We start from the raw sequence: 16,080 nt of genomic DNA, 5'->3' as shown, positions 1-16,080 counted from the left end.
CGGCCATGTGAATGAAGCAACAGGGATCGAAATGACCAAGACGAAACTCGCCCTTGCCGGCATGGCCGGCGCTGCCCTGGCCGCCACGGCAATCGCCGTTCCGGTCCAGGCCCAGTACCGCGACAAGATTTCCAACAATCCCGCGAACTGCAGCGCGGGTGCCGGCTCCGCCGTGCGCGTCACTATCACCGACATCAAGGAATCGCGCGGCACCATCCGCGTGCAGAGCTACCGCGCCACCAAGCAGGACTGGCTCGAGAAGGGCAAGTGGATCAATCGCATGGAGGCACCGGCAAAAGCCGGCAGCATGACCTTCTGCGTTCCCGTCCCCGGACCCGGGTCCTATGGCATCGCCGCAAGGCACGATCTGAACGGCAACGGCAAGACCGACATCTTCGGCGATGGCGGCGCCATGTCGAACGACCCGAGCGTCAGCGTCTTCAATCTGGGCAAGCCGAACTATAAGAAGGCCGCTTTCGACGTCGGCCCGGGCGTGCGCTCGATCACCATCGAGATGCGCTACCGCTGAGCGCGACGCTTTCTTAGGAATTCCACCAGGGCGCCCGGCATCGCAAGCAGCGGATGGCGGGCGCGGAACGGCGTGACCTCCAGTTCGATGCCGGTATGCCGGTGGAGCTTCCACGCGGCATAGTCGGCAGCGCCGTCGAAGGTCGTCGTCGCCTTGGCCAGCCGCAGCACATTGAGCGGCTTGCCGAGGCGCGCACGGCTGTTCCACCATTTCAGTATCGAACGGCGTCCTTCCTCCGGCAATTCCGGCCGCAATTTCGTACCCTCGCTTGCGAACTCGATGCCCTCGGCCTGCCATGCAGTGGGCAGCAGTCCGTCGAAATGCTCGCGATTGACCGATAGAATCGAATCCTCGCGCCCGGGCTTCTCGACCCGGAACTCCGCGCGGTAGGTCGCCCTGAAAAGCGCCCGCCAGTAGTCCCCGGCCTCGCCGGTTTCCGGACCCAAGGCCGCGGCGAGCCTTGCAGCAGTCCGCGCCGCTCCGGTCACCGCATCGGCGATCGCTTCCCGCGCAGCCTCGTCCCGCACCCAGATAAGCGCGCTGGGCTGGACGAAACGCGCCCATATCGTCGTGTCGCGCGACTTGCCCGTGGCTGCTGCCGCAAACTGCTCGAGCGACATGGTCGCGATCTTGGCTCGCAGGACCTCGCCGCCGTACTCCCATTCGCGATAGCTCACGAGCGGCCACACGCGCTCGCGCTGCGGACCGGGCAGCAGGACATAGAAATCGAGCACCCCCTCGAGCGATCCGGTGCGCAGGTTCGAACCGTAAAACAGCACGCCGAGCGCGCTCGCCTCCTCGCCCAGCATGCGGGCATAGGCGGCGACTTCGGGACGGATTTCACGCGCCAGCGAAGCGCGCACGCGCTGGCCGAGCGTTTCGCTCACGGGGTGACGAAGGTCAGGTCCGGACCTTGCCCGATGATGTAGCGGCCCGGCGGGAAGGCCTCGCCATCGAGGATCACCGCCTCGTCGATGTCGACCGAGAACGCTTCCGCGTCCAGCTGGTGGAAGCCTGCTTCGCCCAGCCAGGCCGGTCGCCACCCGAAAAGGATCGCAGGGGCGGACACGATGATCCGGCGCAGCGGCTTGTCGAGCAGGCACAGTTTCAGCCCGTCACGCTCGGGCCCGAAAAGCTGGATGCCGCCCGGCATCTTGCGCAGGGTCGACGACAGCAGGAACGCCCTGCGCTGCTGATTGCCATGCCGCGAGCGCGGCACCGGTTCGTGCGAGGGCAGGTATTCGAGCACCATGCCGGTCCCGCGACGCCACTTGTTTTCGTCACTGCCGAACAGCGCCTGCGCGAGGCCCCATGCACCCGACACGCCAACCGCGAGGCTGTTGAAGAAGCCGAGCTTGTGCGCATCCTGTCCCGTCTCCACGCCCAGCGTGAAACCGCCGGCGCCGAAGATGAAGCCGATCATCGGCGGCTCGCCAGCACCCTCGCGAACCACCTCGAGCGGACGGCGAACGATGCGCTTGCCATCGCCATAGGCGGCGATCGCATCCGCAAGGTTCCATCCCGCGGGAGCGCCAAGGTCGACATTCAGCGCATTGGTCTTGCCCTTGGGCAGGATGGCGAGCGCCGGCCAGTTCGCCCCGAACACGCCCTGGCCCATGGTCAGCACATCGCGCACCGTCCCGTCGCCGCCGTTGATGATGAGATAATCGATGCCACGCTCGGCGAATTCGGCAAGAGCGGTGGCTATGTCCTCGCGCCGCTTGGGCTGGGCGACGGTAATGTCCGCGCCCTGCGTGCAATCGAGGTCCTGCCCGCGGTTGCGGTGGCTGCGGGGATTGTAGATGACCCCGATCCGCGGCCGCACAACCCTTGCCCTTCCGACGGCACGCGCAGGCATGCGCTCGCCCTCGCCGCCGAAGGCGTTCATCTGCAGCTGGTCGAAACGGTAAATCGTGAGGTCCATGGTCGGCCCAAGCCTTAGCCTGTGCGGTGCCGGCTTATCTAGGAATTTCTCTGGCAGTGCCAACCGCGTGGCGCACCCGACAGGGGTTCAACACTTCCTACAATTCAGACGCATTAGATGGCTACCCCCCCTAGACTTCGTAACGGAGTTCTGGGGCGTCCCGAGCTTTTTGGCTAACCTCGACTTAGCGAGGCTATCCCTTCTCCCTTCGCGCCTGACGAACCAATCACATTCTCGAAGAGCAATGAAAGATGCCGAACTCATCGCCGGCAATCGATGGCAATTGCCGTTTGCGGCCTCTGTGACGCCGTCTCTCACCCAACATGCATGTGCGAATGCACATTCACCACTCTGCTCATAGGTGTCCAAATGGCAAACGCCCTCTACTCGCCCCTGCTCAACCGCGAAGAAGCAGCGCACTACCTTGGGATAAGCTTCTCAACCCTAGCTCGGTGGGCCATGCTGGGCAAAGGCCCCGCGTTCCACAAAATCGGCCGTCAAGCTCGCTACAAAATTTCAGAGCTCGATGCATTCATAGACAGCCAATCAATTGAACTCGTCCGTGGTCGGTCCAGCAAATTGTAGTTTTCTGGAGAAATCGAGATGTCTGGACAGAAAGCCAAATCGGAAGCCCTGAGGGCAAGAATCGCTAGGGCTGCCACCCTTGCATATCTGCATGGGCGCAAAGACTCTGAGATTTGCGCCGAACTCGGCATTGCCACGTCAACACTTGCAAACTGGAAAACTCGGCCTGAGTGGTCTGTTGCTATCAAAGCCTTAAGCGGGCGAGCCTGGGGTGAAGCTCTTCATCTCCTGCAAGCTTCCACCACTAGGGCGGTGGCGGCCCTCATCGAGATGCTCGAGGATGATGACCCGCGCATTCGGCTTCGCGCCGCAGCGCTGATCCTGGGGAGCGGCTTACCCGCCTCGGTGTAACTCAATGCAACTCAATGCAATCGTCTAGCATAGGCATTGTTGGCACGCTTCGCAGAGCTGGACGTGCAACGGGCCAAGAATTTCATGAAATAGAGGCGCCATGTCCGGCTTACCTGCCATCGAACGATACAAGTCAGTTTGCGAACGTTCGCTATTTCGGCTGGCTCGCGCTTCTGAATGGGATCGCGACCTGACCACCTTCTTGCAGAGACAAGTCGCCCGCCATGCGAAAGACCTCAGGAAGGTGGAGAGGGAAAGTCGCAGAGATGACGAGGCGCGCGCTTCTCGCTTGGAGGCAAGAATTCTTAGAAGTTTCCCCGCTCGCCTTTGCGGGACCCTCTTTCAAGTTACTCGCCACCGCGGGACAGCAGAACCCATGACGCCGATCGCTTGGCCAGACTTTGAAAGGATGATCAAACTAAACCCATTGAGCGGAGAGCGACCTGACGCTTGCAAGGTCCACGCGATCAGAAAATCCAATGGCAAGAAGCGTGTCATTACGTCTCCAGGACAAAGGACGAGGGCCGCCCAGAAAACGCTCGCAATGCTGCTTCAAGCGCGCAGGATCGTGAGCCCCTACGAATTCAACCTCGAGAGCAAGGGCGCCAATGCCGCCATGCTCGAAATTGAACGGCTAATCATCGAAGAAGGACGGTCTTGGTTCGTCGTCTTCGATTTCGCCGACTTTTTCTCGTCCGTGAGGCCAAAGCACCTCGAAGGGTTCAGACTGCCCAAAGAGGTACTCAAGAGCGTCGTGTACTTTAACCGTGAAGCGACACTCACTCGGAGCGTTAACAACATCACAAAGTTAACCCTCGGAGGAAAATGTGATCCGGCCCGCCGTGGCATGCCGCAGGGAGCAATGTCTTCTGGCATTCTAGCGAACGCGCTTCTCGGACGTGAACTCCGTCAACTCAGCGGAGACCTGGGTATAGTGACCTACGTGGATGACGGGGTCATAGGCGTTCGCACCCAGCCAGAGGCAAAGGAAGTTGCACGAGCCCTTGAGAAGCGGTTTGTTAATCTCAACGGCGGGCCGATACATTTCAAACATATAAACATACGCGATGCTAGGGAGGGATTCGCATACCTTGGTTATTGGGTACGCATCGTGTTCCGAGATGGCGAGCCTCAAGTTCGATTTACGCCCAGCCACCAATCAAAGAACAATTTCAGGCGAGAACTATTTCGACGACTCCTCATGAAGGGCCCCGGCCTCTCATGGGATGAGGCGCTGGAGGAGCTCGTTTCGTATCGTCAGAATTGGGTAGCCCAGAAACCTCTCTGGAGGCCCTCCAAGCACAAGCGCGTCGAGTTTGAAATCGAGACCGAAATCTGGGTCGACGACTTTTTCAACGGGTTCACCGAGAAGCTTCCAAAACCAGATTGAGAAGGGGGACAGGTATCGATCAAGCCGGCATACTAACTGCGTGGAAGCAGGCTCCTGTTATTCTGCTTCCAGAATAAGGCGAATTTAAAACCCGGCCAAAGCTTTTCAGATTCTTGTTCGCCTTGATAGAGGCATCCTATGGTACGTGGCTGATTTGCGCCTACGAGTTGGTGGTGTGGCCGCCGTGATAGAGGAAGCTAAGGCAGTCATGTCGAGCGGGAAGCCAGATGAGTTCTTAGAGCTCCTGAGACTCTTGCACGGCGATGTGAAATTGCTCTTCGACCTTACCTTCAAGCACAATGCCCCAGTCCCTGAGGCAAATATTCGAGCAGCATCCACAATTCTTCGCCGGTGGTTAGTTGATGGGGATCTCGAGCGTATTAGCCGTGAATTGATCGAGCCGATAAAATTCCCAGTGTCAGACACCGCTCCAATCGTCGAGCGCGTTGCCAATACGGGAACGATAGATTTCTTCGTTACTGCCGGCGTTATGATGAATGGTTTCCCGATCGAAGGGATTCACCACTCTCCGCTTGCGCCTGAAGAAAACGACATATTTCCGCTACTTCCTATGCGATTGGTTCACTTGGATGGAAGATCATTCATTCGACAGAAGAGGCTGCTCTACAAGAGTAGATGGTTCACCACCGAAGAGATCCTTCGATATGTCGCAAACAAGCTCGGCGGTAATCATTTTGATCTGAGGCGCCCGAAATTCTACGGAGACCTGGATGGGGCATCACAATTTATGCGCTATGGCGGACCTGAAGATGGTCGCGGAAATTCAGAGCTCTATCTGATCTTGGAGCCGAAAAGCTCGGAGGTGATAGATGGGGTGCACCTGGAAGTTATCGCGATCGCCGCTTCCTTCATCCAAGCATCGGTCGGCAATACACAACTTGGAACGATTACAGTCGACAAGCCAGGATTTCTCAATCCTAGAAGGTGGATGCGTCGAAAGCCAACGTTTCGATTTTTCGATAATGCGGATGGCGGCGGGGAAGAGTGAATGTCACCAGGTAATTTCGCAAACTCCTTGGTTTTTCACGCAAGATCGCCAAGGGTTGAAAGGGATCTTCGATCGGTACTGTTGTAGGGCAAAGGCAATGCAGGATGGCGACTTAGGCAAGCTCCATCGCTTGCTCATCGACTTTCGAGACCGGAGAAGTTGGCGGCGGTTTCATACGCCAAAAGATCTCGCCATGTCGGTATCTATCGAAAGCGCAGAGTTGCTCGAGTTATTCCAATGGAAGTCGGATGCAGATATCCAATCCGTTGCCAAGGACCCAAGTTTCGTCGCCGAGGCCGCGAGCGAAATTGCCGATGTTCTTATCTACCTAACATTGTTGGCTGGCGAACTCGGTATAGATCCCATTGAAGCGGCCATTGCCAAGACGGCCGAAAATGAAGAGCGTTTCCCCGAGGCCTGATCAGACTGCGAGTGCAGGGCCAATGCTCCAATGAAGTCGTATTGGTGGCGCCTGCTCCAGCCGACCTGCGCACATGCTGATTCTTGGTGGTGATTGCTCTCAATTCGTTCGCACACATAAAATCCAAAGATTGAACTTCGCATTGACCTTGACGATCCGAACTGTTCAATTCGAAAATTAGGATCGATCAATCAAGGACATGGACGCGTACCATGAGTGAAGAAGGCTTCCGCACATGGCTTGAGCAAAACTATGCGCCCAATACGGTCAACACGAAGTTGTTTGAGATTCGTCAGCTTCAATCCGCCTATGGCAATCTTGACGAATTGTATGATCAGGATCGCCTCGATGGCGTCATGGAAAGGCTACAATACTCCGCACAGGACAAGGCGGTCGGCAAACCCAACCCATCCAAGCTTGATCTGAAGAGTGATTTGCTAAGAGACCTCAGCAATTACCGTACAACGATAAACTACTACAGGAACTATCGGGAAGGTAAGTCCCGCTCCGCGGGTGACGGTGCCACGACGATTACCTCTCGCGATATTAAGCTACTAAAGGAGGCGCGTCAGAAATCCTACAGAGGGCTGCGCTATGCAGATCTCGATCCGGAAGAACGAGCCGCACATGTCAGTGTTCATGCCGCTCTTGGGAATTTCGCAAAGGCAGTCATTCGCGTCCTAGGCTCAGATGACTACGAAATTCGTCTTACTTCCGGATTTCATCTCAAGAGTGGTGTCCGAGGAGCAATCCCTAAGGACCTATGGTTCGGTATCTACCGGAAGTCGAACGCCAAACCGTTCGCCGGCAGTCCTCAGCTTTTCATGATAGCATCGAGTCGAGGAATTGAATTTGGCTTTGCCCCATCGACGCACCCCAGTGGGTTTTCAAACGCCGCGATCAAGGATGAGGTACGAGCTGCCGCTCCTAAGATTTTCGACCTCCTGCCAAATCCCGAAAGCCCTCTCGCTTCCCAAATTGGCGACCAGCTAACGGAATCGGGCGCTTGGTTTTACCGCACGAAGACCCGCGAGACCCCGAACGAGAATGACTTTGAGAGCTTCCATGCGTGGCTTGGCTTTCTGAAGTCTGAGCAGGGCAAGTCAGAGGCGGGCGGTGCAGTGTCGCGCTATCTGCTCGAAAACGAAGTAGATGGCAGTGATCTGGAGGTCGAGATAACCGAAATGGCTGAGATCTTCCGCCCGCTGATGGAGTCCATTCGTCCAGGAGCCAATCGCGTGTCCGCGACAGAGAGCGCCACACGTGAGTTCGCCGATCGATTTGAAAATTTGATCCTAGAGTTTGACACTGCTCGTAGCGGTCCGTTTCAAGTTTCCAAGCCGTTGTGGGAAGCTGCCAGCGATCTCAGAGAGTGGCTTGGCGCATGTCCGCCGATCAAGAGACGCCCTCACTTTACGGTTGGCTGGAGCCCCGGCAAGGGTGTGTGGGCCCGCGTTCCTTGGGTATCGATCCTCAATACAAACGTTACATCGACGACCCAAGAAGGCGTCTATTGCGTATTCCTAATCTCACAGGATTTGCAGTCTGTGTATCTCACGCTGGCTCAAGGCGTGACCCGTGTTATCGATCAAAATGGACCGACCGAAGGCGCCCGAATCCTTCAAGAGCTTGCTGCAAAGTATCGAGCTCAGGCAGGTGATTTGGCCGCACATGGATTCACGCTCGGAAACGACGTCGACCTCAAGTGCGATGGCCGACTGGCCAAGAACTACGAACGTGGAACAGTCGCCTACATGAAATTTGACGTCGACGCCCTCCCCGATGACCGAACGATTACAGCCGCATTGGACGCACTCATGCGGACGTACGACGAAATTGCCGAGAGAGAGACGGTGGGCGACATGTTCGAAACTGAGGTAGAGGACGAGGACGCAGACCTTGAGCCGTTCACGCTGGTCGAAGCAATGGACGGCCTCTTCATGCCCCAAAGCGAATTTGAGCGCATTCTGTCGACTTGGAAGCTGAAGAAAAATCTTGTCCTTCAGGGGGCGCCAGGGGTCGGCAAGTCATTCATAGCCCGGCGGCTTGCCTACACTCTCATTGGAGCCAAGGACACTAAACGCGTTGAGGCGGTCCAATTCCACCAATCCTACGGCTATGAGGATTTTGTCCAAGGTTATCGCCCCGACGGTGCTGGGGGCTTCGCCCGTTACAATGGTAGTTTCCATAGGTTCTGTTCGGATGCACTTAGACAGCCTGATCGAACCTTCGTTTTCATCATCGACGAGATAAACCGCGGGAATCTATCTAAAATTTTCGGCGAGCTCATGCTTCTTATGGAAGCCGACAAGCGATCACCTGAGTGGGCGGTTCAACTTACATATGCCCATAAGGGAGAGCCCCGATTTTACATCCCGGACAACGTCTTCCTAATTGGGATGATGAACACAGCGGATAGGTCGCTGTCTCTTGTGGACTACGCGCTGCGCCGGCGGTTCGCTTTCGTGACGATGGAGCCCCAATTCTCGAGTTCTGGCTTCAAAGCTCATCTTGTTAGGGCAGGGGTGCCAGATGCCTTGATTGGCAAAATCGTCGGCAGAATGAACCAATTGAACGACGTAATCGGCGCAGATCATCACAACCTTGGGGACGGTTATCGGATTGGGCACAGCTTCTTCGTGCCAACTAGCCAGGTAGATGATGCCAAAGCTTGGTATCGCCTCACGATCGAGACAGAGATCAGGCCTCTCCTCGAGGAGTATTGGTTCGACGAAAGAGAGAGGGCCAACAAGTGGGTGGAGCAGCTTCTCGCTGACTGACCGTGCCAATACCGATCAGGAACCTCTACTATATCTTCTGTTACGCTTGGGAGAGCTTCCCTAGCGGCGACATGGTGGAGGTTGGGAAAGACGACGCGCCTGAGCTCCAAAACCTGTTTGCAAAGCTGCTCATCGACAACCTTCACAGGATCATCCGGCGTGGCTTGTCGCGCGGCTACGTCGCACTCAACGAAGATCTAAAGGGGCCACGCGGACGCCTTCTCCTGGACGAAATCATTAAGCGCCAAACGCTATTACGCGGCGAAGCCGCGTGCCAATTCGATGAACTCCAAACCGATATCCTGAAGAACCAGATCGTAAAAGCTACCGCCCGGATGCTGGGGAGATCTTCAAGCGTGACGAAAGAGTACCGCCACGAGCTTGGAACCTTAGTGCGCCGGCTCGAAGCAGTAAGCGACATTCGGCTATCCTCTAACGCATTCCGACGTGTCCAGATCTCTCGAAATGATCGCTCTTACGCAATGCTGATGAAGCTTTGCGAGTTTGTCTTCCAATCGGCGTTACCGGACGAAAATGGATCAGATGCACGTTTCGCCGATGTCCTGGAAAACGAAGCTACAATGTCCGCCGTTTTCGAGGACTTTCTCCGCAACTTCTATGCTCACGAGCAGAAGGCTTTCGCGGTCAGTAGAGACCAGTATCTGTGGGACGCTGTGAGCCTGACGCCCTCAGGGAGCAGTTTGCTGCCGGTAATGCAAACGGACATAATTCTGCGCTCAGCCAGCCGGACAATTGTAGCCGATGCGAAATACTACAAAGAGACGCTCAAGGGGCGAGACAAGGCCGCGCCAAAGATCAACTCTTCAAACCTTTATCAGCTATTCACGTACCTCCATCACGCTCGGATACGCGAACCAGGAAAGCGTGTTGATGGAATGCTGATCTATCCGAGTGTCGGCTACGAAGTTGGCGAGGATTATGAGATTGCTGGGAACCGCGTTCGCATTACGACAATCAATCTCGACAGGCCTTGGCCTCAAATCCACGATGACTTGTTAGCCTTAGTCGAAGACGATTTTTATCCCTCCTCCGTGTCAGAGGAGATCCATGCCAGCTGAGCACCTTTTCGCTTTTGAAGAACCCGGCGCTGAAACCTTGAGGGTGCCAGTGTTGAAGGTCTTCGACGGCGACGGGTTCCTGACTCAGATCCGGCACCCTCTGAGAAATGTAACATTCGAAGCGACGGTTCGCTTCGGCTTCATCGATGCCCCTGAAATGGAACAGCCGGGTGGACAAGAGGCTAAGGACTTCCTGAGTTCCTTAATTGGCGATCGCTGGCTCGAACTCGTCATACTAACAAAGATGGATACAGGCCAGATCGTCGATAGGCATGGACGCATCGTTTGTGTGCCATACCTCGCTGATGAAAGGTCCAGGCTTGACATCGAAGATCAGCAGTCGGTGGGGGCGAAAATCAGAAGTCTGTGCTCTTCACCAATCGTTACGCGGAACATAGAACTGGAGATGGTCCTAAACGGCTGGGCGTGGGTCCTCGAACGGTATGGCCCGGAAGACAGCTACTTTGATGCCTTAGAAGATGCACGAAGATATCGGCGAGGCATATGGGCCTACGATAACAACGTCCATCCTTGGGAATTCAAAAAGGCAAAATACCGCGAGCTGCGATCTAGGCATCGAAGCGCGCACCCAAAAGGCTTGTTTGATGTGCCAGATCCGCAGCAATGCTGCCCGACAAAAGGCTGCTCCGGAGTGCTCATCCAAAGGAATGGAAGATTCGGCCCCTTTCTTGGGTGCTCAAATTACCCAAGGTGCCGGTATTCTTGCGCACTACCGTCTTAGCCTTCCACTGTTGAACTGTATTTGCCCTGCTGAGCAGGGCGGTTCCCAGAGGGAAGGCTCTCAACCGCCTTGTAAGAACGTAAATTTGAAATCGCACCAGAATGCCAACTATTCTCGGGTTTATGTTCAAAGCAGCAGTAGCGGCGGCGTAAGTCGCAACTTTTCAGAAATTTATGCTTGTTCCTTCAAGGTGCCTAAGCTTTAAGGCCGTTCGAAATTTGTGAGGTAGGGCAGGGATTTGGTTAGCGATAGCGACCTGAAAGACATCCAACCAAGGCGAGTGGCTGACACTCCGTCCGCCGACCATGTCCAAGCTGGTTTGCCAATACCTAAAGCTGCGCGCGTCAGAATATTTTCCCCCGATGACTGGGAAGTTTTCACCGAGGAGTGGGCCAGCTCTCTAAAGCGAGAATATGCCATGGTCCGGCGATTTGCCGGCTCCGGAGACATGGGCCTGGATGTCGCTTGTTTTACCACAGCTGACGGGTTCGCGGATCCTTGGGACAACTTCCAATGCAAGCGATACGGCCACCCGCTAAGGCCGGCAGACATCCAAATCGAGATTGCAAAGATCATTTACTACTCATGGCTGGAGGAATTTAGCGTCCCTCGGAAGCACTACTTTGTGGCAAGTCAGGACGTCGGCACTACGGCCGCGAAACTCCTGCTGAACCCCGAAAAACTTAAGGAGAGCGTCAAGAACGCTTGGGACAAGCAGTGTAAACAAAAACTCACCGCGAAAGGCGACGTGCTGCTCGACGGCGATCTCCTCAATTATTTCGAGGCTTTCGACTTTTCGATTTTCGGTTCGAAGTCGGTATTGGAACTAATCTCACAACACGAGAAAACACCTTACCATGCCGCGCGCTTTGGCGTCGGCCTTCCGCCCCGCCCCGCAGCGGAAGAACCTCCAAAAGAACCAAGCGATGATGAAATCCGATATGTACGTCAATTGCTCGACGCTTATGGAGATCACTTGGGTGAACTTGTGCCAGACTTTACTTTGCTGGATCGACATCCTCCCTTGAAGCTGGACTTCGCCAGGCAACGCGAACGCTTTTATAGCGCGGAGGCCCTCAGAAATTTCTCTCGCGACACTGTCCCTGAGGGAACTTTCGCGTCATTACAGGACGAGGTTTTTCAGGGCGTCATCGATATTGCCACAGGGCGTCACTCATCTGGTTTCGAGCGCATGAGAGCAACAATGGCACAAGCTGCGTCGATTGTGTCGACGTCTAATCCCCTCGCTCCAGCGACCAAGATCCAAGACAGACAGGGAATCTGTCATCAATTAGCCAACGTAGACCGCTTGACGTGGACCTCAACCGATGAGTCAGACTGTGAGCCCATTTAACAGTCCTCTTGAGACCGGTGTCCGCGCACTATCAATCCTCGAGGCGGCTCACCCAGATTCTTGCGATCTGCAGAAGCTGATTGAGCTTGATTACCTTGTCGTACATTCTGGAGATGTTGGTGGACCAGCCAGTCTTCACGCTGCGTTGCCGATGCGAGCCGGCGAGTTGCTCGTCCGCAGGGAGATAATCGAGAAGGGCCTCTTGCTCATGGCAAGTCGTGGCTTGGTAGAAAGGGTCGCGCATCCGGATGGGATCCATTTCCGCGCTGGAGAGGCGGCAGCCCCCTATTTGGAGGCGTTGACAGCGCCATATTTGATCGAGCTCCGAGCCCGAGCTCGCTGGGCAGTCCAAGCATTTGGAGACAAGAGTTCTGAAGCTATGCGGGCCATCACGCAGCGATTCTTCGAAAAGTGGACAACCGAGTTTCAACCCAGGCAGCTTCCAGGACTTGGTTCATGAGCGGCTACCTTAGGCTCGATAAGATTCGATTCTTCGGACCTTCAAAGGAGGCATCGCTAGACTTCAGTTCGGGCGTCAATGTCATTTGCGGTGCCTCAGACACTGGAAAATCCTTCCTGGCCGAAGCAGTCGACTTCATGCTTGGTGGGTCCGATCTCAAGGAAATCCCTGAACGGGAGGGATATAGTTCAATTGAGCTAGAAGTTTCCTGTACCGATGGCACCTCTTGGACACTTGAGCGCTCGATGTCGGGCGGCGATTTCGCTTTGCACGAAGGCGAACGTACCGAAAAGCTTCGCCAATCTCATGCACACGAGCGTATCGACAATCTCTCGGGGTTCTTGCTCAATAAAATAGGTCTTCTTGGGAAGCGCATCCTAAAGAGCAGCGCTAAAGGCACGACAAATAGCCTCAGCTTTCGCAACCTAGCACGGCTCGTCATAGTACAAGAGGGCGAGATCCAGCAAAAGGGATCACCCTTCTGGGGTGGGCAATTCACCCTGAAAACAGCCGAACTAGCCACCATCAAGTTACTGCTTACCGGAGTCGATGATTCTGGAGTTGTTGCCGCGGGTGGCGATGAGCCAGACCACGCAGGGCAGCTGGACTTGTTGGACGAGCTGATCGCGGATCTCGAATCCGATATTGCTGATATGGGTGAAGAACGAAGCGGACTTAAAGAACAGCTCCAAAGGCTTGAAACGTCTGCAACCGAGCACAAGGAGAGCGTTGCGAACGCACAGAGAAACTTCAACGATCAAATGGCGCGGCGCAGAGAGTTGATTGCCGAGCGTAACGCAACCGATGACCGGCTTGCTGAGATTGGCGAGCTGCAGGCTCGGTTTGCACTCCTGGGTGAGCATTATGGGGTAGACCTTGAGCGCCTACGTGCGATCCAGGAGAGCGGATCCCTGTTTGCCTACATCGAAAGAGCATCCTGCCCGTTGTGCGGTGCGGATCCTAGTGGTCAGCATGCAGATCAAGAGTGCGAAGGCAATGTCGCCGTGATTGTCGAGGCAGCTACAGCAGAAATCGGAAAGATCGAACAATTGTCTAGCGAGCTTCAGGCCACGGAAGCGGACCTGGAGGAAGAGAGGGGCAGACTCTCACAATCGTTGGAAAAGCTCGAGCGCGCATTGGACGAAGTGGAAAATCAAATCCGGCAGACATTGGCTCCTGAAGTCGACGAAGCTCGAGCAAAGTTTACCGATATCATCGAGAAACGGGAGATGGTCCGTGGGTCACTAAAGCTTTTCGAGCGACTGGATAAGCTTCAAATGCGCCGTGCAGATATCGCAGATCTCGACGGAGGGCCAACAGAGAAGGCGAAGGTCGATGTTGGTTTCTCGGATGTGGTTGCGCATCAGTTTTCCCAGAAGCTCGAGCAGATACTCAAGGCTTGGAATTTTCCTGGGGACTGCCGTGTCCACTACGACAAGAGCGCGAGTGATTTCATCATCGATGGAAAGCCAAGAGGCAGCCGGGGCAAAGGGCTTCGAGCGATAACTCACGCTGCCGTTTCGATTGCCCTACTTGAGTATTGCCAGGAGCATGAGTTGCCACATCCGGGCTTTCTCTTGTTAGATTCTCCTTTGCTTGCATACTTTAAGCCCGAAGGAGATGAGGATGTCGCGCTCCAAGGGACCGACCTAAAAGAGCGATTTTACAGCTACTTGAAGGCACACCATCAGGACAGCAGCCAAGTGATCATTGTCGAGAATCAACACCCTCCCGAAAGTGAGCTGGCTGGACTTAACCTTACAGTGTTCACGCGAAACCCAAGCGACGGAAGATTTGGTCTTCTTTAGCGATCTGACGCCTTGATTTGATATAGACCATCGGTAGTGCTTCAAAGCCAGGGTCGGATGCTTCATGAAGCTTCTGAAATAGCTCCATGTCGGCAATCGGCGCGAAGCCCTTGCCAACCTTCATCGCCTACCGGTTGGCTCTCTTGCTTTGAAGCAGCGCACTGAAATAGAGGGAACCGGGACGCATTTATGACCGAGCGAACTTTTCGTCGCTATACCAATCTGGCCTCCGCATTGCACATTCTGCGACACCAGTCCCTTACACTACTCAGCCCGGACACATGGAGCGACAGGAACGATGCCTTCTTCATGGCCGAGTATAAGCGATTAAAGGGGGCCAAGGCCCTTCTGGCTATATGCTTCGCAGTTCGAGAGGAAACTTATCACCACTGGCAGGTGTTTTCCCACGGAATGGATGGCGTTTGTTTGGAATTCGATAGTCAGAAGCTACTTTCTGCGTTCAACCGGCTAGAATGCATCCAGCATAGAATGGTGGACTACGAGCTGGTCTCCAATGCCATTAGGATGAACGATGTAGACCTAGAACGGCTACCATTTATGAAACGCTGGCCATATGGCGACGAAGCCGAGTATCGCGCAGTTTATGTCGACGAAGCCGTAGAGCGCTCAGCATATCCGATACCAATTGGGCTAGATGCCATAAAGAGAATCACCCTCAGCCCTTGGCTAGCCCCCTCTCTGGTTCCCGTCGTAAAGGAAACCATTAAATCATTGCCCGGGTGTTCTCGACTTCGCGTCTATCGTTCAACATTGATAGACAATGAGCAATGGAAAAAGCTTACAGGGAGGGTCGCTATGCCCTCTTTGCCAGCAGTGAGCTAGGGACGCTAGCTTCTCTAATATCTCTTGATGCCGAATTTGGCGAAGCTTTCGATGGCAGCTAAGTCGACCTTGCTTCCTCAGATGAGTCGGCAATCAGCCTATTGGGGAGGCAGTGAAGCCTGAAGGGCCATTACCAGCGATCTGCTAATCACAAATGAGCTTGCCCGACCTGCTGCGATGCTCGGCTGCAGCCAAGCCCGGATAATGACAAGAGAGCAGGAAATGCGTGGACACCGTGGTAATTGACACGCTTTGAAAGCGTGGTATATCCCACGGAATGGAACGGAAGCATCCGCAAATCTTCACTCATATGACTTGGACGCCGAGCGAATTACAAGAGCTCTCGGGCCTAAGTCCCGTGACGCTGCGCGACCTGCGGCGGCGCAATCTTGCCCCAAAGGATGAAACCAGAAAACTCGACCTCAAGACGGTCGCCCAATTGTTCTTGCTGTCCGAACTGGCCGATCATGGTTTCGGGCCGAAGAGCGTTTCGCACATCGCACAACAATTCTGCGACGCATTGCGTCATCACGCACTTCAGCATCGTTCCTCGTGGGTGAACGATGTTTCACATGCTGCATGGCTCAAGAGCTCCTTCGGAAAAACTCAATCGAGCAAATTCATTCTCATCGAGCGCGCTGGCGGCACGGCAGTTGCTATCGATGACCTATCCAAGATGGATCAAAATCGTGGCGCAACGATTTCTCTGGTCAATCTTGAGCATCTAGGGTGCAGGCTGGCAGAACACCTATCTCGTCGCCCAAGTGCGATGAAAGGCAGTGGCCAATGACGCTGCCCTCTTCCT

The 16,080-nt window shown here is 55.1% G+C and carries 15 protein-coding genes; 13 read left to right on the top strand and 2 right to left on the bottom strand.

Annotation, left to right across the window (positions count from 1 at the left end):
* The first annotated feature begins 31 nt into the window (after positions 1–31).
* Complete coding sequence (locus RAM60_RS13185) at positions 32–529, top strand: DUF2141 domain-containing protein (protein WP_200981780.1); 498 nt, start codon at positions 32–34, stop codon at positions 527–529.
* Here RAM60_RS13185 and RAM60_RS13180 read toward each other — a convergent pair.
* A complete protein-coding gene (locus RAM60_RS13180; protein WP_369026384.1) occupies positions 520–1,416 on the bottom strand; it encodes a hypothetical protein in 897 nt (298 codons plus the stop codon). The two genes, RAM60_RS13185 and RAM60_RS13180, sit on opposite strands and share 10 nt — an antisense overlap.
* Entirely contained in the window at positions 1,413–2,453 is a 1,041-nt protein-coding gene (locus RAM60_RS13175; protein WP_369026385.1) for a diacylglycerol/lipid kinase family protein, read from the bottom strand. Before RAM60_RS13175 ends, RAM60_RS13180 begins: the two co-directional genes overlap by 4 nt.
* Before the next feature lie 276 nt (positions 2,454–2,729).
* On the opposite strand from RAM60_RS13175, the gene RAM60_RS13170 reads away from it, so the two are divergent.
* From RAM60_RS13170 to RAM60_RS13115, 12 genes are all read left to right on the top strand, one after another.
* Positions 2,730–3,038 carry a helix-turn-helix transcriptional regulator gene (locus RAM60_RS13170; RefSeq protein WP_510639843.1) on the top strand — a complete coding sequence of 103 codons (309 nt, stop codon included), beginning with the start codon at positions 2,730–2,732 and terminating at the stop codon, positions 3,036–3,038.
* Positions 3,039–3,056: 18 nt separating this feature from the next.
* The gene (locus RAM60_RS13165; protein WP_369026387.1) at positions 3,057–3,389 is read left to right on the top strand and encodes a terminase gpP N-terminus-related DNA-binding protein; all 333 of its coding nucleotides are present in this window, start codon (positions 3,057–3,059) and stop codon (positions 3,387–3,389) included.
* Between the two features lie 376 nt (positions 3,390–3,765).
* Positions 3,766–4,779 (top strand): reverse transcriptase domain-containing protein, encoded by a 1,014-nt coding sequence (locus RAM60_RS13160; RefSeq protein ID WP_369026388.1) that lies wholly within the window; start codon positions 3,766–3,768, stop codon positions 4,777–4,779.
* Positions 4,780–4,924: 145 nt separating this feature from the next.
* Positions 4,925–5,788 (top strand): hypothetical protein, encoded by an 864-nt coding sequence (locus RAM60_RS13155; protein WP_369026389.1) that lies wholly within the window; start codon positions 4,925–4,927, stop codon positions 5,786–5,788.
* Between the two features lie 97 nt (positions 5,789–5,885).
* Complete coding sequence (locus RAM60_RS13150; RefSeq protein ID WP_369026390.1) at positions 5,886–6,209, top strand: nucleotide pyrophosphohydrolase; 324 nt, start codon at positions 5,886–5,888, stop codon at positions 6,207–6,209.
* A gap of 212 nt (positions 6,210–6,421) precedes the next feature.
* Positions 6,422–8,989 (top strand): MrcB family domain-containing protein, encoded by a 2,568-nt coding sequence (locus RAM60_RS13145; RefSeq protein WP_369026391.1) that lies wholly within the window; start codon positions 6,422–6,424, stop codon positions 8,987–8,989.
* Between the two features lie 71 nt (positions 8,990–9,060).
* A complete protein-coding gene (locus tag RAM60_RS13140) occupies positions 9,061–10,068 on the top strand; it encodes a 5-methylcytosine restriction system specificity protein McrC (RefSeq protein ID WP_369026392.1) in 1,008 nt (335 codons plus the stop codon).
* Entirely contained in the window at positions 10,058–10,810 is a 753-nt protein-coding gene (locus RAM60_RS13135) for a thermonuclease family protein (protein WP_510639839.1), read from the top strand. Before RAM60_RS13140 ends, RAM60_RS13135 begins: the two co-directional genes overlap by 11 nt.
* A 280-nt stretch (positions 10,811–11,090) precedes the next feature.
* Positions 11,091–12,164, top strand: coding sequence for an ABC-three component system protein (locus RAM60_RS13130; protein WP_369026393.1), 1,074 nt, complete (start codon positions 11,091–11,093; stop codon positions 12,162–12,164).
* The gene (locus tag RAM60_RS13125; RefSeq protein ID WP_369026394.1) at positions 12,139–12,624 is read left to right on the top strand and encodes an ABC-three component system middle component 2; all 486 of its coding nucleotides are present in this window, start codon (positions 12,139–12,141) and stop codon (positions 12,622–12,624) included. Before RAM60_RS13130 ends, RAM60_RS13125 begins: the two co-directional genes overlap by 26 nt.
* Positions 12,621–14,432, top strand: a complete 1,812-nt coding sequence (locus RAM60_RS13120) for a hypothetical protein (protein ID WP_369026395.1) — start codon at positions 12,621–12,623, stop codon at positions 14,430–14,432. The genes RAM60_RS13125 and RAM60_RS13120 overlap by 4 nt, the downstream gene beginning before the upstream one ends.
* Before the next feature lie 1,201 nt (positions 14,433–15,633).
* Positions 15,634–16,065 carry a hypothetical protein gene (locus RAM60_RS13115; RefSeq protein WP_510639836.1) on the top strand — a complete coding sequence of 144 codons (432 nt, stop codon included), beginning with the start codon at positions 15,634–15,636 and terminating at the stop codon, positions 16,063–16,065.
* Positions 16,066–16,080 lie beyond the last annotated feature (15 nt).

The sequence above is a fragment of the Qipengyuania sp. RANM35 genome, assembly GCF_041021145.2.
In the GTDB taxonomy this organism is placed as follows: domain Bacteria; phylum Pseudomonadota; class Alphaproteobacteria; order Sphingomonadales; family Sphingomonadaceae; genus Qipengyuania; species Qipengyuania soli.
This window is presented reverse-complemented; position numbering and strand designations above follow the sequence as displayed.